Origin of the sequence: Pseudomonas fluorescens (genome assembly GCF_902497625.1) — a bacterium.
GTDB classification, from domain to species: domain Bacteria; phylum Pseudomonadota; class Gammaproteobacteria; order Pseudomonadales; family Pseudomonadaceae; genus Aquipseudomonas; species Aquipseudomonas fluorescens_BQ.
The window spans coordinates 1-18,940 of record NZ_CABVGX010000069.1; the positions used below are offsets into that span (position 1 = coordinate 1).

The 18,940-nt window shown below is 58.2% G+C and carries 19 protein-coding genes, 1 tRNA gene and 1 pseudogene; 7 read left to right on the plus strand and 14 right to left on the minus strand.

Going from position 1 to position 18,940, the window contains the following annotated elements; genetic code table 11:
* From F8N12_RS26110 to F8N12_RS26120, 3 genes and pseudogenes are all read right to left on the minus strand, one after another.
* Positions 1-130, minus strand: a pseudogene (locus F8N12_RS26110) (bacteriocin); the annotation flags it as partial.
* 307 nt (positions 131-437) lie between these two features.
* A complete protein-coding gene (locus F8N12_RS26115; protein ID WP_150582960.1) occupies positions 438-626 on the minus strand; it encodes a hypothetical protein in 189 nt (62 codons plus the stop codon).
* Positions 627-837: 211 nt separating this feature from the next.
* A tRNA-Ser gene (locus tag F8N12_RS26120) sits at positions 838-927 on the minus strand.
* 308 nt (positions 928-1,235) lie between these two features.
* Between F8N12_RS26120 and F8N12_RS26125 the strand changes: the two genes are divergently transcribed.
* The 3 genes from F8N12_RS26125 (at position 1,236) to F8N12_RS26135 (ending at position 3,961) form a co-directional block, all read left to right on the plus strand.
* Entirely contained in the window at positions 1,236-1,925 is a 690-nt protein-coding gene (locus tag F8N12_RS26125; RefSeq protein WP_150582961.1) for a crotonase/enoyl-CoA hydratase family protein, read from the plus strand.
* 210 nt (positions 1,926-2,135) lie between these two features.
* A complete protein-coding gene (locus F8N12_RS26130) occupies positions 2,136-2,858 on the plus strand; it encodes a lysophospholipid acyltransferase family protein (RefSeq protein WP_150582962.1) in 723 nt (240 codons plus the stop codon).
* Positions 2,859-2,989: 131 nt separating this feature from the next.
* Positions 2,990-3,961 (plus strand): magnesium and cobalt transport protein CorA, encoded by a 972-nt coding sequence (locus F8N12_RS26135; protein ID WP_150582963.1) that lies wholly within the window; start codon positions 2,990-2,992, stop codon positions 3,959-3,961.
* Between the two features lie 81 nt (positions 3,962-4,042).
* On the opposite strand, the gene F8N12_RS26140 is transcribed toward F8N12_RS26135, so the two are convergent.
* From F8N12_RS26140 to F8N12_RS26150, 3 genes are all read right to left on the minus strand, one after another.
* On the minus strand, positions 4,043-4,774 hold the full coding sequence (locus F8N12_RS26140) for an amidotransferase (protein WP_150582964.1): 732 nt from the start codon (positions 4,772-4,774) through the stop codon (positions 4,043-4,045).
* Positions 4,775-4,868: 94 nt separating this feature from the next.
* Positions 4,869-7,013 carry a 3-hydroxyacyl-CoA dehydrogenase NAD-binding domain-containing protein gene (locus F8N12_RS26145; protein WP_150582965.1) on the minus strand — a complete coding sequence of 715 codons (2,145 nt, stop codon included), beginning with the start codon at positions 7,011-7,013 and terminating at the stop codon, positions 4,869-4,871.
* 23 nt (positions 7,014-7,036) lie between these two features.
* A complete protein-coding gene (locus F8N12_RS26150) occupies positions 7,037-8,242 on the minus strand; it encodes an acetyl-CoA C-acetyltransferase (protein ID WP_150582966.1) in 1,206 nt (401 codons plus the stop codon).
* A gap of 614 nt (positions 8,243-8,856) precedes the next feature.
* On the opposite strand from F8N12_RS26150, the gene F8N12_RS26155 reads away from it, so the two are divergent.
* The gene (locus F8N12_RS26155; RefSeq protein ID WP_150582967.1) at positions 8,857-9,663 is read left to right on the plus strand and encodes a c-type cytochrome; all 807 of its coding nucleotides are present in this window, start codon (positions 8,857-8,859) and stop codon (positions 9,661-9,663) included.
* Between the two features lie 354 nt (positions 9,664-10,017).
* Here F8N12_RS26155 and F8N12_RS26160 read toward each other — a convergent pair whose 3' ends face one another.
* From F8N12_RS26160 to F8N12_RS26180, 5 genes are all read right to left on the minus strand, one after another.
* Entirely contained in the window at positions 10,018-10,359 is a 342-nt protein-coding gene (locus tag F8N12_RS26160) for a ribonuclease E inhibitor RraB (RefSeq protein WP_150582968.1), read from the minus strand.
* A gap of 219 nt (positions 10,360-10,578) precedes the next feature.
* Positions 10,579-10,812 (minus strand): hypothetical protein, encoded by a 234-nt coding sequence (locus F8N12_RS26165; protein WP_150582969.1) that lies wholly within the window; start codon positions 10,810-10,812, stop codon positions 10,579-10,581.
* Between the two features lie 186 nt (positions 10,813-10,998).
* Positions 10,999-11,874 carry a polyamine aminopropyltransferase gene (gene speE, locus F8N12_RS26170; protein WP_150582970.1) on the minus strand — a complete coding sequence of 292 codons (876 nt, stop codon included), beginning with the start codon at positions 11,872-11,874 and terminating at the stop codon, positions 10,999-11,001.
* A gap of 290 nt (positions 11,875-12,164) precedes the next feature.
* Positions 12,165-12,356, minus strand: a complete 192-nt coding sequence (locus F8N12_RS26175; protein WP_028622263.1) for a PLDc N-terminal domain-containing protein — start codon at positions 12,354-12,356, stop codon at positions 12,165-12,167.
* 70 nt (positions 12,357-12,426) lie between these two features.
* Complete coding sequence (locus tag F8N12_RS26180; RefSeq protein ID WP_150582971.1) at positions 12,427-12,957, minus strand: hypothetical protein; 531 nt, start codon at positions 12,955-12,957, stop codon at positions 12,427-12,429.
* A 168-nt stretch (positions 12,958-13,125) separates the two neighbouring features.
* On the opposite strand from F8N12_RS26180, the gene F8N12_RS26185 reads away from it, so the two are divergent.
* Both F8N12_RS26185 and F8N12_RS26190 read left to right on the plus strand, forming a co-directional pair.
* Entirely contained in the window at positions 13,126-14,607 is a 1,482-nt protein-coding gene (locus F8N12_RS26185; protein ID WP_150582972.1) for a methyl-accepting chemotaxis protein, read from the plus strand.
* A 300-nt stretch (positions 14,608-14,907) separates the two neighbouring features.
* The gene (locus F8N12_RS26190) at positions 14,908-15,273 is read left to right on the plus strand and encodes an Mpo1-like protein (protein ID WP_150582973.1); all 366 of its coding nucleotides are present in this window, start codon (positions 14,908-14,910) and stop codon (positions 15,271-15,273) included.
* A gap of 14 nt (positions 15,274-15,287) precedes the next feature.
* On the opposite strand, the gene F8N12_RS26195 is transcribed toward F8N12_RS26190, so the two are convergent.
* From F8N12_RS26195 to F8N12_RS26205, 3 genes are all read right to left on the minus strand, one after another.
* The gene (locus F8N12_RS26195; protein WP_150582974.1) at positions 15,288-16,085 is read right to left on the minus strand and encodes an acyl-CoA thioesterase; all 798 of its coding nucleotides are present in this window, start codon (positions 16,083-16,085) and stop codon (positions 15,288-15,290) included.
* A 228-nt stretch (positions 16,086-16,313) separates the two neighbouring features.
* Positions 16,314-17,081 carry a CHAD domain-containing protein gene (locus F8N12_RS26200; RefSeq protein ID WP_150582975.1) on the minus strand — a complete coding sequence of 256 codons (768 nt, stop codon included), beginning with the start codon at positions 17,079-17,081 and terminating at the stop codon, positions 16,314-16,316.
* Positions 17,082-17,126: 45 nt separating this feature from the next.
* Positions 17,127-17,405 (minus strand): hypothetical protein, encoded by a 279-nt coding sequence (locus tag F8N12_RS26205; RefSeq protein WP_150582976.1) that lies wholly within the window; start codon positions 17,403-17,405, stop codon positions 17,127-17,129.
* 221 nt (positions 17,406-17,626) lie between these two features.
* Here F8N12_RS26205 and F8N12_RS26210 point away from each other — a divergent pair, with 221 nt between their 5' ends.
* Complete coding sequence (locus F8N12_RS26210) at positions 17,627-18,673, plus strand: patatin-like phospholipase family protein (protein ID WP_150582977.1); 1,047 nt, start codon at positions 17,627-17,629, stop codon at positions 18,671-18,673.
* Positions 18,674-18,940: the final 267 nt, after the last annotated feature.

The window sequence follows — 18,940 nt, forward strand, 5'->3', positions numbered from 1 at the left end:
TATTGTGGCCGACGACGTTACCCAGCGCGCCACCCAGACCACCACCCAGCGCGGCTGTGCCGTCACCAGCAGCCAGTGCACCTTGGGCAACCAACAGGCCCAGAAACAGAGCAGGCAGAGTTAAACGCATGACAAGCACCTCAAACAATTTGGGTAATCAGAAAGGCTCCAGGTGAATGCTCGGCAACAAGGAAATCTGCACGCGCGGACTCAACCATCGGCGACGGTTGGACAGCAATCACGGGAAAGGTTTTATGACAGGCAAAAAAAAGCCCGCTGGGGAGACGGGCCAGGTATTGCTTTCTAACGGATGAGCTGAGATTACGGCTCACCCTGTGAAAACTTTGTGAAAGTTTCTGCAAAATCCCGTGTGGTGAAAATAATGTGGCATAGATAAAAAAACCCCGCTCGATGACGGGGTTTGCCAGTGGGTCTGATTACTTTCTAGCGGGGGCCGCAACCTTTGGCATGAACTTCGACTTCGGCCCGCGACTGACTGTAGATTTCATTTTGCCGACTTTGATCTGATCTTCACCAAAACCAGCCACATATTCGGTTTGCCCGCACTGCACGCAGTTGTTGATTGGAAATTCTGCCCCGTCGTCTTCGTTATACGGATGAGCCATATTCACACCCCTCTCAAAACGTGATCAGCACCGGCAAGCCCTATTGCCCGAATCATACCGATCACTAGGAATTTTGAGACTAGCCGGTCATTAACGGACTTGTGATTCATCAAGGCCATCTGCCGACGAGTGGAACGCCTGGAACCCCCATCCCAGAAACCACAAAACCCCTGACTTCTTTCGAAATCAGGGGTTTTGGTTACATCGAATTTGGCGGTGAAGGAGAGATTCGAACTCTCGATACAATTTCTTGTATACACACTTTCCAGGCGTGCTCCTTAAGCCACTCGGACACTTCACCGTATCCCGACAAACATGTTCTGTCTGTCGAGGCGCGCTAATGTAGTCGAAAGCTTTTCTGATGGCAAACTTTTTTTGCAGAATTTTCATGCGGTTAGGGATTCAGCTGATCCTGCCAGCCGTGTGCCATGGCAAACCTGCCAATCTCCGGCTGCGTGTCATCCTCTATAGAGAAGGCGATGCGCGGCTGGCAAGGCGACAGACAGGCGAAGCGTGGGAAAAGGATGACTGGCGGGTCAGTCACGGCGCTTTACCTGGCCTGCTGCGGTGGGTAACGTCTGCCTCAACTTTAATACAAGGAATAGCGTCATGAGTGAGTTGATTTCCTACCATCTCGAAGACGGTATCGCGACACTGACCTTGAGCAATGGCAAGGTCAATGCAATCTCGCCGGACGTGATTGCTGCGTTCAACGCTGCTCTGGATCAAGCCGTGACGGATCGCGCCGTAGTGATCATTACCGGTCAGCCGGGGATATTGTCCGGCGGTTACGACCTGAAAGTGATGACAGCAGGCCCCAAAGAAGCGGTATCACTGGTGACGGCCGGCTCGACATTGGCCCGTCGCCTGCTGTCTCACCCGTTCCCGGTGGTCGTCGCATGCCCGGGCCATGCGGTAGCCAAGGGTGCATTCCTGCTGCTGTCGGCGGATTACCGCATTGGCGTCGACGGCCCGTTCAGCATTGGTCTGAACGAAGTGCAGATCGGCATGACCATGCACCATGCCGGTATCGAGATTGCGCGGGATCGACTGCGCAAATCGGCATTCCACCGATCGGTCATCAATGGCGAGATGTTCAATCCGCAAACTGCGGTTGATGCGGGCTTTCTTGACGCCGTGGTATCGGCCGATGAGCTGCAAAGCGCGGCATTGGCCGCCGCGCGTCAATTGAAAAAGATCAACATGACGGCTCATAAGAACACCAAACTGAAAGTACGCAAGGGTCTGCTCGATATTCTGGACAATGCGATTATCCTGGATCAGCAACACATGGGTTAAGCCTTACCCGCCGCATCAAGAAGCCCGACGCCCTGTCGGGCTTTTTCGTACATACCTGGTAGATAAATCTACAACGGCTCTGGGACGGTTCTGATATCCAAGCCAGAAACATGCGGTCAAACATCGCCCATCTCCTGTTTACCTGTCAGCAATTGCCGAAAACAGTGCACATCCGTACACTGCGCACCTTTCGTGCCGGTGGGCCTGCAGATGCTGTTTGTGTTGCGTATGTTGTTGATGAGCCTGCACTTTGTACTGGCCAGCGTGCTTGGCGTGTTACTGGGCTTGTGCCGACCGTTCAACCCGGACAACAGTCGGCTGTGCGCCCGCCTTTATGCATGGCCGGCCATGTGCATTTTGCGCCTGCGGGTAAAGGCTGATGTAAGGCCGCTGATGGATAAATCCGAAAGCTGCGTCATCATCGCCAACCATCAATCCAACTACGATCTGTTTGTGTTCGGCAACGTGGTGCCGCGCCGCACGGTGTGCATCGGCAAGAAGAGTCTGAAGTGGGTTCCGCTGTTCGGGCAGCTGTTCTGGTTGGCGGGTAACGTATTGATCGATCGTGGCAATGCGCATAAAGCGCGCCAGTCGATGTTGACCACCACCCACACTTTGCAGCATGAAGACACGTGCATCTGGGTGTTTCCCGAGGGCACGCGCAATCTTGGCGAAGAGCTGCTGCCGTTCAAGAAAGGGGCATTTCAAATGGCGATCGCCGCAGGCGTGCCGATCGTGCCGGTGTGTGTCAGCAGTTACGTCAAACACATGCGATTGAACCGCTGGCGCAGTGGGAAAATTCTCATCCGCTCGCTGCCGGCCATTCCGACCGCAGGGTTAAGCATGGATGACATGCCCATGTTGATCGCGCAATGTCGCGAGCAGATGCGCGAGTGCATCGCATCGATGGATCGGCAACTGCAAGCTGCCTGAAAAAACCCGCCCAGTGCGGGTTTTCTGTTGTAGGCGAACTCTGCCGGTTTTGCTGACTCTCAGACAGCAGACAAGGCTAAGCTGATACCTGCCTGCCACTGCCACCTGCACATAAGAAGTGAACCAGAACCATGGGTAGAGTTGTTGCTGCTGCGGTTTACAGCGCCGGAAAGAAAGTCACCAATATCACCCTGGATGAAGGTGCTGCCTGGGCCGAAAAGCCTGGTCACTTTGTCTGGATCGGTCTTGAAGAGCCGAATGAGCAAGAACTCAACAACTTGCAGCGTCAGTTCAACCTGCATGAACTGGCGATCGAAGACGCCCTGGAAAAACACAGTCGACCAAAGCTCGAAACCTTTGGCGATGCGCTGTTCATCGTGACGTATTCGCCCATTCGGGAAAACGGCAAACTGGAATTCATCGAGACACACATCTTCGCCGGCAAGGGCTACATCATTACCGCGCGCAATGGTCATTCGGCGTCCTACGCCCATGTCCGGCAACGCTGTGAAGCGCGCCCGCTGTTGCTTGAACATGGCGAAGACTTCGTTCTATACGCCCTGCTCGACTTCGTCATTGAAAACTATCAGCCAGTGGGCGAAGCGATTCATGCCGAAATTGATGAACTGGAGCGCAACGTTCTGTGCAGTTCGTTGAATGAGCACGACATTCAAAAACTTCACAGCCTGCGTCGCGATGTTGTGCGGTTGCGCCGTTACGCGGCGCCGATGGTGGAGATCAGCGAGGAGCTGCAAAAACTCAACTTCCCGTTCATCGACAAGAACATGCGGCCGTACTTTCGCGATGTGCAGATCCATGTAACGAGGCAAATGGAGGACTTGACCACGCTGGCCGACATTGCCAGTCAAACCATTGAAATCGGCGTGCTACTGGAAGCCTCGCGTCAGAGCGTAGTGCAGCGCAAGTTCGCGGCGTGGGCTGCGATTCTGGCGTTCCCGACTGCAGTGGCGGGCATTTACGGCATGAATTTCGAGAACATGCCGGAGTTGACCTGGCATTACGGCTATTTCGCGGTGTTGGGATTCATCGCGGTGGGTTGCGTGAGTTTGTGGGCAAGTTTCAAGCGGTCGGGCTGGTTGTAAGGCTGCTTGCTGCAGGTCAAACAGGGTCGCTGCCAATCGCGAGCAGGCTCGCTCCCACAGCTGCGGGAGCGAACGCAGGTTTTAAGCGGGTTTGACCGCTTCCGGCTTCTGCGCCACAAACCGCATCATCCACTCCGCTACCGTCGCACCATGATGCTCGTGCTCAAGGCTGGCCATGCCTTTAGAGTAAACCTGCTCGCCCAGCGCTTCCTGACGAATATCCAGCAACGCGCGTGAATAATCGTGGATGAACTCAGGGTGGCCCTGGAAGCACAGCACCTGATCATTGATGTGGTAAGCGGCGAACGGGCAGAAATCGCTGGAGGCGATGACCGTGGCGTTTTCCGGCAATGACGTCACCTGGTCCTGGTGGCTGATCAGCAACGTCAGCTCTTCCTTGACCGGGCTCATCCACGGCGCTTTCGCCGCGAGCTTGTAACTGTGCGTGCCAACGCCCCAGCCCTGGGTCGCGCGCTCGCTTTTACCGCCCAGCAACAGCGCCAGCAATTGATGGCCAAAACACACGCCCAGCAACTTGTCGCCGCGCTCGTAGCGGTTCAGCAGGTAGGTCCTGAGGGTTTCGATCCACGGGTCGGTGCCGAAGGAATCGGCCTTGCTGCCGGTGACCAGGTACGCATCGAAAGTCAGGTCATCGGAGGGATACTCACCGCGCACCACGTTGTACACGGTGAACTCTGCTTCGATGGGTTGCTGCGAGAACAGACGCTGGAACATCTGCCCGTAACCCTGGTATTGATCGATCAGTTCCGGACGCAGAATGTCGGTTTCCAGAATGCAGATGCGTAACGACATAAAAAATACCTGACACGTGAAGGGAATAATGCACACCCCAGAGCCTGCCTTGAAACACGGTGGCAGGCAAGCCCCGGAGTGCAACACTTGTCCCTTAGAACATCTGCCCTTTTGCAGCTTTTTCCAACAGCAGCGCCGGCGGCGCGAAACGTTCGCCGTAGGCTTCGGCCAGGTACTGCGCACGGGCGACGAAATCCTGTATCCCGTATTGATTAATGAACTGCAGCGCACCGCCGGTCCAGGCGGCGAAACCAATCCCGAAGATCGAACCGACATTGGCGTCTGCCGTCGAGGTCAACACGCCCTCTTCGACGCAACGCACGGTTTCGATGGCTTGCACGAACAGCAGCCGATCACGCACGTCCTTGGGCGAGATCTGCCCGTTGGCTTGCTCGAAACGGCTTTTTAACTCTGGCCACAAATGCTTCTGGCCACCGGCAGGGTAATCGTAGAAACCGCCTCCCGCAGCCTTGCCGGGACGCTTGTATTCGTTGAGCAGCAGATCGATTACGGCAAAGGCCGGATGCTCTGTCAGCGGTTTCCCTTCTGCTTGCAGGTCTTTGGCCGTTTGCTGGCGGATATGGCTCATCAGGCTGAGGGAAACTTCGTCGGAAATCGCCAGGGGCCCGACTGGCATGCCGGCCTTGCGCGCTTCGGCCTCGATCATCGGCGCGCTCACGCCTTCGCCCAGCATGGCGATACCTTCGTTGGTAAAAGTGCCGAACACTCGCGAAGTGAAAAAGCCGCGACTGTCGTTGACCACAATCGGCGTTTTCCTGATTTGCAGGACGAAATCGAAACCACGGGCCAGGGTTTCGTCGCTGGTGCGGCTGCCCTTGATGATTTCCACCAGCGGCATTTTCTCCACAGGACTGAAAAAATGCAGGCCGATGAATTTGCCCGGGTCGGGCACGGCAGTGGCCAGGCCGCTGATGGGCAAGGTCGAGGTATTGGAGGCGATGAGCGCATCCGGGCCGACGACTTTTTGCGCGGCGGCCGAGACCTTGGCTTTCAATTCCCGGTCTTCGAAGACTGCTTCGATGACCAGGTCGCAGCCGGCCAGGTCCTCATCGTTTTCAGCTGGACGGATCCGCGCCAGGATCGCCTCTCGTTGCTCGATACTCATCTGGCCGCGAGCGACTCTTTTATCCAGCAGCGCTGCCGAGTGCGCTTTGCCCTTCTCGGCAGCAGCAAGGTTGACGTCCTTGAGCACCACTTCGATGCCCGCCGAGGCACTGACAAACGCAATGCCCGCCCCCATCATCCCGGCGCCAAGCACGCCGACTTTTTGCGTCACATAAGGTGCGAAACCTTGAGGGCGTGAGCCGCCAGCGTTGATCTCATTGAGCTGAAACCAGAAAGTGCCGATGAGGTTTTTCGAGATCTGGCCGGTAGTCAACTCAGTAAAGTAACGGGTTTCAATCAGGTGCGCGGTGTCGAAATCAACCTGAGCGCCTTCTACCGCTGCGCACAGAATCTTCTCCGGCGCGGGCAGGCAGCCTTGGGTTTTGCTGCGCAGGATCGACGGCGCGATCGCCAGCATCTGCGCGACTTTAGGGTTGGACGGCGTACCACCCGGAATCTGATAGCCCTTCACATCCCAACGCTGCGCCGCTGCGGGGTTGGCAAGAATCCATGCGCGCGCCTTGGCCAGCATGTCATCAACATCGCTCGCCAGTGCATCGATCAGGCCCGCCTGCAAGGCTTGTTGCGGGCGGATCTTTTTTCCTTCCAACAAATACGGCAACGCTTTTTCCAGACCGAGCAGGCGCACCATGCGCACCACCCCGCCGCCGCCCGGCAACAGGCCGAGCGTCACCTCGGGCAAGCCAAGCTGCACGGCAGGATTGTCCAGCGCGATCCGGTGATGACAGGCCAGGCAGATTTCCCAGCCACCGCCCAGCGCCGCGCCGTTGATCGCCGCTACCACCGGTTTGCCGAGTGTTTCGAGGGTGCGCAGCTGAGCTTTCAACGTCAGCACCATGTCGTAGAACGCTTTTGCTTCGGGCTTGCCGATTTTGATCAATTCATTCAGATCACCGCCGGCGAAGAAGGTCTTTTTGGCCGAAGTGATGATGACGCCAGCGATGCTGTCTTTTTCAGCGAGCAATCGGGCCACGCACGCCGCCATGGCTTCGCGATACACGGCGTTCATGGTGTTGGCGCTCTGGCCCGGCATATCGATGGTCAGGACGACGATTGCATCCTGGCCTTTATCGTAACGAATGGCTTCGGTCATGGCAGTTTCCTTGAAGTCGGGGCTCAGAGGCGTTCGATGATGGTGGCAATGCCCATGCCGCCGCCGACACACAAGGTCGCGAGGCCGTAACGCAGGTGCCGGGTTTCCAGCTCATCGAGCAGCGTGCCGAGAATGGCGCAACCGGTCGCGCCCAGCGGGTGGCCCATGGCGATGGAGCCACCGTTGACGTTGACCTTGTCCGGATCGATGGCCATGTCCTTGATAAATTTCAGCACCACCGAGGCGAAGGCCTCATTGACCTCGAACAGATCGATGTCTTCGACCCGCAGCCCGGCCTTGGCCAAGGCTTTACGAGTGGCCGGTGCGGGGCCGGTGAGCATGATGGTCGGGTCGGTGCTGGTGACGGCGGTGGCAACGATGCGCGCCCGTGGTTGCAAGCCGAGCGCGCGGCCCTTGGCTTCGGACCCGATCAGCATCAGCGCTGCGCCGTCGACGATCCCGGAACTGTTGCCCGGCGTGTGCACGTGGTTGATGCGCTCAACATGGCTGTAGACGCGCAACGCCGTGGCGTCGAAACCCATCTGCCCCATCATCTCGAAGCTCGGTTTGAGCTTGCCAAGCCCCTCCAAGGTACTTTCAGCCCGAATGAACTCATCGTGATCGAGCAGGACGATGCCGTTCTGGTCCTGCACCGGCACCAGGGATTTGCTGAATGAACCGTCGGCCCGTGCCCGCGCCGCTTTGTGCTGGGAGTGCAACGCGTAGGCATCCACGTCGTGGCGGCTGAATCCCTCCAGCGTGGCGATCAGGTCGGCGCCCACGCCTTGCGGGGTGAAATGGCTGTGCAGATTGGTTTGCGGGTCCAGCGCCCAGGCGCCGCCGTCGCTGCCCATCGGCACCCGCGACATCGATTCGACCCCGCCGACCACCACCAGGTCTTCGAAGCCGGATAGCACTTTCATCGCGCCGAGATTGACGGCTTCCAGGCCAGAGGCGCAGAAGCGGTTGATCTGCACCCCGGCAACGCTGACATCCCAATCGGCCACTTGTGTTGCGGTTTTAGCGATGTCCGAACCCTGATCGCCGATGGGCGTTACGCAACCCAGGACGACGTCGTCGACCTGACTGGTGTCGAGGTCGGTGCGCTGTTGCAGCGCGGTGAGCAATCCGGCGACCAGGTTCACCGGTTTGACACTGTGCAGGGCGCCATCTGCCTTGCCTTTACCACGGGGCGTGCGTAACGCATCGAATATCAAAGCTTGGGTCATGACGTCCTCGAACCGCTGTGCAGGATTAAATGCAGACCTCCACCATAGGCCGAGCGGTTACGAATTCAATGACCGCAACGCTCAGCGGGATTGACGGCCACGCTCAGACGGACGGTAGTCTGCTAACGAGTTGACCCATTTAAGGGTTGCAGCTGTCTAGCAAACGGGCGGCGAAGAAGGTGGCGATAGGCCTCATACCTTTTTAATAACTTCGCGTACGTACTCCATATGAAAGGGATCTAAGCCAAGTGTGACGCGGGCTTTAACGGCCTCTAAGGTGAAGAGGAACGAAGTTGTCGTCGGGTTTTGCCGGGGCACTCGTCTACAGGAAGTGCGACGCTTGCCGTCATGGAGATATGCAGGCAGGCAATCAGGAAATAACAAAAAAGGCGGTCAAGCCATGTTCAAACAATCGAAAGTACGTCAAGCCGGGCTCATTCTTTTCGCCACCACGCTTCTGTTGATCCTGCCGAACCTGACCAAGGTGATCGGCTGATCGCTCGAAACGGCAGTTGAAGACTTTATCTTGCCTCGCCGAATTGTGACTGGCTCGCTTTGCGGGCCAGCGCGACTGTGCCAACCTTGCGGCACATTCAAGACTTGGACGGCGATCCTTGAAAGCGCTCATTCTGTTGACGACCCTGCTGTTCGGCACGCCGCTTTGCGCTGCTCAGCTTGAGCTTGAGTTGGGCGACTATTCGCGTCGCTGGCAAACCGAAGAGCTGCTCAAGCACCCTCAACTAGAAACCATCACGGTCAAGGATGATGTCTCCTATAAACGGGACATGATTTACCGCGCGGTGCCGTTGGCGGCGTTGTTGCACGGGGTAAAATCTGACCAGCATCTGCAAGCCGTGGCTTCGGACGGCTTTGCGGCCGAGATGGCGGCGGCGCCATTGCTCAACGTTCATGGCGCGCGGGCGTGGCTGGCCATTGAGGATCCGGCGCAACCGTGGCCCGGGTTGTCCGCAGGCAAACACAGCGCCGGGCCGTTTTACCTGGTCTGGACTGACCCGCAGTCGGGCAATATCAGCCCCGAACAATGGCCCTTCCATGTGGCAATCATCAAGCGGATGGCGCCGGTGGCCGAACGCTTCCCTGCCCTGCTGCCTGATCCTGCATTGAAGACGGATGATCCGGTGAATCAGGGATTCGCGTTGTTTCAGAAAAACTGCCTGGCGTGTCACCGATTGAACGGCGCGGGGGATGCGCAGTTTGGACCGGATTTGAATATTCCGTTCAGCCCGACCGAGTACTTTGGCGGGGAGTTTCTGAAGCGCTACATTCGTGATCCGCAGAGTCTGCGTCAGTGGCCCCAGGCAAGAATGCCCGGGTTTTCAGCAGCGGTGTTGCCAGACGAAGACCTGGCAATGCTGGTGGGGTATCTGAAGCATATGGCGGGACGCAAGGTCAGGCCTTGAGGCGCGGATGGCGCTCGGAGATGAGCAAGCCGGTAAAGCGGTAACAGCCGAAACTGCTTGCGATGGCAGCGGGTCAGTGGATGGTGATGTTGGGTTTTGTGGTGAACCTGTATTGGCGAATGAGCTGTGTCTCATGCCAAGGCGGGTTGCAGCCTATCGGCGGCATAGTGAAAGTTGATTTCCCGGTTTTAATGCGGGTGCGGATAATCCGGACATTCGCAAGACATTTGCCAGGACTTCCCTTTTAGCCGCCCGCTCAGGCGGCTTTTTTTTGTCCCGAAAACGTGTGCATCTGAACGAAAAATGGCCAACCCGAAGGTCAGCCATTAGTGGATGTTGTCAGTGTTCATAAGGTCAGGCGAGTCGCCCTCGGACCTCCTGTTTAACGCCCCATCCCTCGATGATACCGCCCAAAGGCTCGACCACTGCCTCGAAATCCTGCTCGAAATCGCCGATGCCGTCATAAGTAGCGGACATCACTTTGCTCAGCTCCAGATACCACGCGCCGTCATCGCGCACGCTGATCTGTGCGTTCATGGATTCGCCGTTGTAGTGACCTGCCGCCCTGCGTGCCCGCTCCTCGTCCGGGAAAATGGCGTAGAACTCGATGGGATGAAACCGGGAAAAATCGAAACCGCCTTCTTTCATGCGGCGCAGCACGCTGCTGCTGATGTCTTCTTGATAGGCTGTGCTCATGAATCGTCCCCCTCACACTGATGGATAGACTTTCCGTATTCCCAACTGCGCAGCCGGTGGCGGCGAGTGAAGCGGTAACCACGTTACCGCCGGGAAGCAAGCATGTAGCTGACAAGACCAGACCTTAGCGCGATCCGTTCGCTGATCTCGCTTGCAGAGTAGCCGCAAGTCCGAGCTGCTGCCAAGGGCTGGTGTTTCAAAAATGTGCCACGGGGAATGTCAGACAGGGGTAATGCCGAGGATTTGTATGCTGTTCTGGGTTTTGAGACTTTTTACGCTGGCGTCATCGGTACGCCCTTCCAGATCGTTGAGATCCAGTTTGGCGGCGACGGGGAAAAGCCGCTCCTTGAGCAATGCGGCGGCGTGCTCATTGTCCGGGCACTCGTCGCACTCAAACACTTCGTCGACTGTTTCGCCGTGATCATCCACGAAAGTGACTTTCCACTTTTGCATCGGTGCCTCCTCGATAAAACCCGCAAGTGGGCTTACAACTATCTGGACTTTTGCACTGGGTGATCGTTCAAAGGGATTGCGCTTTGCTGACGTGATAAACGTGTAGGAGCTGGCTTGCCAGCGAGCGGATCATCGCGGTGGGCCAGGCAGACCGAGTCGCCTGCATCCGGCCCCTACAGCAGCAACTCAGTCGTTACTTGGTTTGTTGACCGCTTGCAGCACGTACTGCGGCAGCGCGAAGGCGCCGATATGGATTTCCGGGTTGTAGTAGCGAGTGATGATGCCGCTGCCGGCGAAACGCTGTTGCAGGGTTTCGCGGGACAATTTGCGGTAGGCGGTGTTGGTCGCACCCCAGGCAAATGTCATCGAGCCGCCGATGTAAGTCGGGACGGCGGCCTGGTAGAAGTGCCAGTCCGGGAACAGACTGCGCAAGCGACCGGCAGTGGTTTTGACTTCTTCGATCTGCATGAATGGCGTGCCGTTCTGGGTCACCAGAATGCCGCCATCGTTCAGGCAGCGTCGGCAGGCCTGGTAGAAATTCTCGGAAAACAGCACTTCGCCCGGCCCGATCGGGTCGGTGGAGTCGGAAATGATCACGTCGAATTTTTCAGTGGTGGTCGCGACGAAACGCATGCCGTCGTCGATCACCAGGTTCAGGCGTGGATCGTCGAATGCACCCTTGGAGTGGTTTGGCAGAAACTCCTTGCACATGTCGACTACGGTACCGTCGATCTCGACCATGGTGATGTGTTCGACGCCGCCGTGCTTGGCAACTTCACGCAGCATGCCGCCGTCGCCACCACCGATGATCAACACGCGCTTGGCGGAACCGTGCGCCAAAATCGGCACATGGGTGAGCATCTCGTGATAGATGAATTCGTCTGCCTCGGTGGTCTGGATAACGCCGTCCAGCGCCATGACCCGGCCCATGCGCGGGTTCTCGAAAATCACCAGGTGCTGGTGTTCGGTGCGCACTTCGTGCAGCAGTTTTTCCATGCGAAAACGCTGGCCGTAGCCTTCGTATAGGGTTTCCAGGTATTCGCTGGTCGGGGTGGTGCTCATGGGAAGTGCTCCGATGAATGCGGTGGCAACGGACGGTTACCCGCCCATGATGGCCAATCGAGCGACTCGATTGCCCGGGAAAGGCGCGCATTCTACGTCGCGGAAGATGACAGGTCGAACCTCAGTTGCAGGGCCAGCGTCATTCCTTGTGGAAGCTGGCCCTGCGAACACTGACCTGTAGGCGCCTGCTTGCCAGCGATCGGATCGGTGCGGTGGAGCTGAATGACTTCGATGACGCCATCGCTGGCAAACCAGCTCCTGCAAGGTCGTTGGCGCTAATGGGTACTGGGTCAGATCCGCACGTTACCGCGTGGTCCGGCGATCGCCCAGATGATCAGGCCGAGGACTGGCAGCAGCAGGATCAGCAGCACCCAGACGATTTTCATGCCAGTGGAAGCGCCACTTTTCAGTACGTTGATGATTGCCCAGATATCCAGAGCAAGAATGATCAGGCCAATCAGGCCGTTGAACGTGGAACCCATGGTGTCGCTCCCTATAAGTGGTGTGCACTCTTAGGATAGTCGGCGGATGTCAGGGTTCCGTATTATTCCATTAAACGTGAATCGCCACTTTCAACGCTTCCAGCGAGGGTGCGGCGCTGATGCCGACTTCGGCGCACAGCTCGAGCACGCGCGGCACGTCATTGCCGTAGACCAGCACCACTTGCAGTTCGTCGTCGAGTAACTGGCTGAAGTTCATCAGCGTGTAACCGCCGTTTTCCTTGTTCATGCTGCCCATCTGCACCTGGATGCGGTTCAACGCCGTCAGGGCTTCGGTCTTGGCGAGCTGCTTGGGTTTGATATTGAAATCGACGCCCGGGCCAAACGAGGCAACGATCTGGGCGAAAAGGTCCGTGTATGAGTCGGCTTGAAACAGCACGGTTTCCGGCAGGCTGCCAACGACCACCCACTCACCCAGCGGAATCGGGAAAGTCTCGTCGTAGTTGATGTCCGGATTGGCTGTCAGAAAAGCCACCGGGTCAGCGTAGGCCTGAGAGGCTTCATCGGCGACCTTGGAAATTTCTTCATCGCTCATGCACCCGGAGCTGATTTTTGTGATGAGTTCGACGAGTGCGGCTTTCATGGCGATGAATCCTGTAGCGAGGGAATTTTGAAGGCGCGAAGGATAGCGCATTCCGCACGGGATTGGCGGCTGTGGGAAATCTTGACTCACGTCAAGGTCAGGCTGAGCCGATAGCGGCACAATGCTGGCACCTTGCCAATGCTGTTTCCGCTATCAGAGAAAACCTACATGGGTGCCTGGCTTAGCAACATCTCGTTGAAATACAAATTCTGGGCGGTGAATGCCGTCGCTTTCGTCACTACGCTGTTGCTGGTGTTGTACGCCGTGCAGCTTGAACAACAGGCGCGCATTGAGGTGTTGAAAACTTCAGCCCAGTCGCAGGCGCGATTGTTGAGTGCCTGGCCGGTAGGTCAAGCGCTGCCGATAGCTGACAACGTGCTGGTTTTCAATCACGGGCAGGCGCCCATGTTGAACGGGCAACCGCTGCTGGCACTGGCGGATGTCGGTGGCTGGGTCGAACAGGAGGCGATGCCGCTGTTGGGCGAAAATCCGGTGGTGGGCGCGCAGGTTTTTAAACGCGCAGAGGGTCAACAGGTCGCGGTGATCGCCCATGGTCCGAGCCTGGCTCAGGTGTTCAGTGAGCGTCTGGCGAATTACGCGGTTGCCGTGTTTGTCCTGATGCTGGCAATGCTCGGGGCCTCGCAGCTGTTGATTCGTTTTCTGCTTAGCCAGCTCAACACGTTGAAGGACGTGATGCTGCATGTTGAGCAAACCGGCGACCTGTCAGCCCGGGTACCGTTGGTCTCCAGAGATGAAGTCGGCCAGATGGCGAATGCGTTCAACGCCATGCAAGCCGGATATCAACGGGTGGTCAACACCGTCGCCAGCACCGCACGGCAACTGGATGTCGGTGCGGCGCGGCTGGCATCGAGCATGAACGAAGTGCGCCACGGCATGCTCGGCCAGCAAAGCGAAACGGATCAGGCCGCTACCGCGATCAACCAGATGACCGCCACGGTTTATCACATTGCTCAACATGCTGGCGCCACCCGTGATCTTTCGCAGACCGCCGACGCCTTGGCCGGCAGCGGCCAGCAGGTGGTGAGTCGGGTGCGACAATCGATTTCCGGGTTGTCTTCAGGGGTGCAGCAGACTGCAAAGATGATCCAGCGGCTGGCCGAGGACAGTCAGAAAATCAATGGGGTGGTGAATGTGATTCACAGCATTGCCGAGCAAACCAATCTACTGGCCCTGAATGCGGCCATCGAAGCGGCGCGCGCCGGTGAAATGGGACGTGGTTTTGCGGTGGTCGCCGATGAGGTACGCAACCTGGCCAAGCGTGTGCAGGCGTCCACGGATGAAATCACGCTGATGGTGTCTGCCTTGCAGGCCGGCACGCGAGATGCTGTGGACTTCATGCAGGAAAGCTCCTTCAAGGCCGACGACTGCGTGCAGCAGGCGCAGGCGGCCGGGGTGGCTTTGGCAGAAATCACCAGCGCGGTGGCGCAGATGCGCGAAAGCAATACGCAGATTGCGGTCGCGGCGGAGCAACAAAGCCAGGTGGCGGAAGAGATGAACCGGGCGGTGGTGAGTATTCGTGATGTGACTGAAAACACCGTGCAGCAAACGGTGACCTCGGCGACCACCAGCCAGGAACTGGCGGCCATGGCCGGGGAGTTGAGCAAGGCGATTGGGCAGTTGCGTTTGTAAGGCCTCCTCGCAGGCACGTCGAATCGCCGCTCGCTGCTGCCAAAGAGATCGAGGTCGTCTGGATGAACGCGGTTCAGTGTAGGCGCTGCTGGCCAGCGACGGCGACCGTCGATCCAGCCCGATCCTCCCGAAGGTACTCAATGCCGGTGGGAGTAAAGCTTGCTCGCGATGGCGCTCGGGCGGGCAGTATCGAGATTGCCCATGGCCGCTATCACTTCGATAGCCAAGCTTGATTCGCCGGGCTGATCGGGCGGGCCTATTCTTCAAGCATGAGTTCAACATGGATTGAGGATCAGCATCATGGGCAAACGTCACCCCAACCTGCCCGCCTGGCAATGGCGAGCTTACCCGAACAACCATCAGCACCCGGCCAATCTGGTCTTGCACCTGATTGCGGTACCGCTGTTCATCGTGGCGTTTTTGTTGCTGGTTTGCGGGGTGTTCGGCCTGAGCTTCGTCAACTTTGCGATTGGCGTCATCGGTCTGATCGCCGCGTTAGGCCTGCAACGGCACGGGCACAGCCTGGAGGACCAGGCGTCCGAGCCGTTCAGCGGGCGCAAAGATGCGGTCTCGCGGCTGATGATCGAGCAGTTTTTGACCTTCCCGCGATTTGTCCTCAGCGGTGGCTGGTGGCGCGCCTGGCGTGAGCGCCACCGTCGGCACTGAGCAGATGTGAAGAATCAGGCAAAAATCGTCACGGTCTGTCGACTCATGGCGATCAATTGCCCGTCCGCGCTCCACAGTTTCGCCGCCGCATGCCCGTAGCCATCAGCGGCATGCTCGATTTCCACGAGGTATTTGCACCAGTCCAGCGTATTCAGATCATGCAACGGCTGGACGAATTCGATGGTCCAAGTCAGCGTGCTACCCATCGCTGGTTTGTTCAGGTGCGGCAACAGCGCCGGTGGCCAGGCGTCGACCAGCGCCAGAATGTGCGACTCGCTGAGCGCCTCTTCCTTCACGTCCCCGCGCAAACGCACCCAGCCGCCCATGTGCCGAGACTTGTTACCGGTAAACGGCAAGCCGCCGACACTCCAGCGCATCGCCGTGTGCCGCATGAATTCCGGGGTCACGCCTTTGATGTAAGGCAATTCCTGACAGTCGTCCCAGTGTTTCATCTCGGGCGCGGGCAACGCTGCGACCGCGACTTCGGACGGACGCGAGGCGCCGAAGCTGCCCTGAATCAGCGTCACTACCTGGCCTTTCTGCACGGCCCTGCCCAACACCTGGCTGACGGCTTTGCCTTCGCGCAGCACTTCAACTTCAAAACTGACCGGTACGTCCGGCTCGACCGGGCCGACGAAGGTGATTGCCAAAGAACGAGCCGGACGGTCCGCCGGGACTTTTGCGCGCATGGCTTCATATTGCAACGCCGCGACCAGGCCGCCGAAGCTGGCCCTTCCCTGCGCCCATTCGGCCGGGATGGTCAGCGCCTGTGGATGGTTGCGAACGGCGTCGAGCAAATCGGAAAAGCGCATGGTGACCTCGGGAGCATGGAAATTTAATGGGGGGATATTAACCAACGGGCGCGCACGGCACAGGGCGTGTTCTGGCCAAAGAGGCGCACAGACAGGTCGGGGTCAGTCATCGACGGTCCGCTGTGGGAGCGAGCCTGCTTGCGAAAGCGGTTTCACTGGCAGAGTGACGGTGACTGACGGTGCGCAATCGCGAGCAGGCTCGCTCCTACAGGTTGGATCGGTGGTGGGTCAGGATTTGAAGCAACTGGCGCTGAGCTTGTCGAGGACGCGATCGGCGCGGGCTTCGGCTCTGGCCATGGTGCTTTGCCAGACCGGCACACACGGCTGCAGATCCGCTTCCTCTTCGGCCCGGGCCAGCCATTGCCAGCAATCATGCCAATCACCAAGCGCAGCCTGCGCCGACTTCAAACGTGGCGCCGCCGGTTTTGGCAGACGATCGAGTTCCGGATAGGCCTCGATGCCATAGCGCACGCGCTTGATCAGCAGGCGCAAACGGTGGCGATCATGGGCGGGATCATGCAGCGCCTCATCGAGTTTTTTCCATTGTTTGGCGAGGCGTTTTTCCACGCGTTTGCGCAAACCTTTGAGCAGACCCTGACGTTGGGCCGCGCGCAAAAAGCGTGGAAATGCATCAAGAATCATCAACAGTTGCGTCACTTGCGCGCTCGCTGCTACTTGTGGATAAGCCTTGTCCATTTGCGCCATGCGCCTTTGCGCGGCCTCGGGTTGATCGTGTTCGAGCAGGTACGCCGCCAGCACCTCGCGGTCGCGCAACGGCGTAGTCAGGTCGCCGACGTCCTTGGCCGCCGCTTCCAGTTGTTCGACGCCGGGCAAGCCGCGCAAGGGTCGCAGCAAACTGCGCAGACGGCGAACCGTGGTACGCAGGTCGTGCAACGCTTCCGGGTCGGTGCGCTCACTCAAACGCGCCTGACACAACATCACACGCACTTCCAGGCCCAGCACATGAGCCACCAACCGATCAACCAAGGCCGACATCGCTTACTCCCTGACTTGAAATTGCCCAGACATCTTTATCTGGCCTCAACGGCCTGCGCGCGACTCGCGGATGTAGAAGCGAGCTTTCTCGGCTTTCTTGCTGCAGCCTTCGAACGCTTCGAATTGCTGTTGGGTCTTGGCCCCGGTCAACAGTGACAGTGCCTTGGAGTAACTGACGGTGCCAGCAAAACCCTCAGCCTTGGCCAGGTCCAGTTCGCGCCACGCGGAATCAAGACCGCTGGCGCAGCTGTCGCGGTAAGCGGTTTTACCGGCACAACCAGCGAGTGCCAGCGCGATCAAGGGCACACAGATCCAGGCTTTCATTAAACACACCTCAACATTAGGTAAACAGTCGTGCAGGTATGACGGTCTGGCACGGGAAAAGTGCCTTGCGCCCGTACCGAAACCGTAGTGCCGGGGAGAATAACCCTGAGCCGCCATGGAGTGTCGAAAAAACGACGCTGTCGCCCCTCCTGTTGATCCCGGCGATTGAAGCGCGACCCACGATGGGTGCATTGTTGAACCTTGTCAGACGAGGGCGGTTCATGAAAAAGCGTGTCGCATTGGTACTGGGTTCAGGTGGGGCCCGGGGCTATGCCCATATCGGCGTTATCGAGGAAATCGAACGGCGCGGCTACGACATCGCGTGCATTGCCGGTTGCTCGATGGGCGCAGTGGTCGGCGGTATCTACGCGGCCGGCAAACTGGACGACTATCGCAACTGGATCGAGAGCCTGGACTACCTCGACGTATTGCGGCTGGTTGATGTGAGTTTTCGTCTAGGGGCAATTCGCGGGGAAAAAGTTTTCGGACAAATCCGCAAGATTGTCGGCGAAATCAACATAGAAGAACTGCGCATCCCTTACACGGCAGTGGCCACTGACCTGACCAATCAGCAGGAAATCTGGTTTCAGGAAGGTTGCCTGCATCAAGCCATGCGCGCCTCGGCGGCGATTCCCAGTTTGTTTACACCGGTGATGCAGGGCAATCGCATGCTGGTGGATGGCGGGCTGCTCAACCCTTTGCCGATCGTGCCAGTGGTGTCGAGCCATTGTGATTTGATCATCGCGGTCAACCTCAACTCGACCAACCAGCGTCACTATCAATTGCCGGTGATCCCGCGTCCGCCAGCGTTTAAAAGCCGTTTCGATAACCTGGTCAGTTCGCTGGGGTCGAAGATGCCGTTTCGGCGCAAGACGGCGGAGAAGTTGTTGCTGCTGGAGCAGGAAGCGTTGAAGGCCGAGGCGGCGGAGATCAATCCGTGGATCGAATCGGCCGAGCCGGAAGCGCAGCAACCGGCGGCTGCGCCCGAGCAGGCAGGTGCACCAAAGTCGGCCACTGGGTCGTTCATCATCGATAACGTCGGGCCGGCTTCTTTGCTGGATTTGATCAACCAGAGTTTCGAGGTGATGCAGACGTCGCTGGCACAATACAAGATCGCCGGGTATCCGCCGGATATCCTGATCAACGTGCCGAAGCGGGTGTGCCGGTTTTTCGAGTTCTACAAAGCGCCGGAATTGATCGCGCTGGGGCGCGAGATTGCGCGGGATACGCTGGATCGGTATGAGAGTGAGCAGAAGCGCGAGCCTTGATTCGATAGGTGCAAACACCCGTGGCTTTTGTGGCGAGAGGGCCTTTTTGGCGGGGGCAGCTTTTGTGGTGGCGCAGCTTTTGTGGTGGAGTAGCTTTTGTAGTGGCGCAGCTTTTGTGGTGGCGCAGCTTTTGTGGTGGCGCAGCTTTTGTGGCGAGGGGGCTTGCCCCCGTTGGGCTGCGTAGCAGCCCCCTTCAACCAACTATTGCGTTTCTTCAGGCCCACCGAATGTGGCGCACTGGGGCTGCTGCGCAGCCCAACGGGGGCA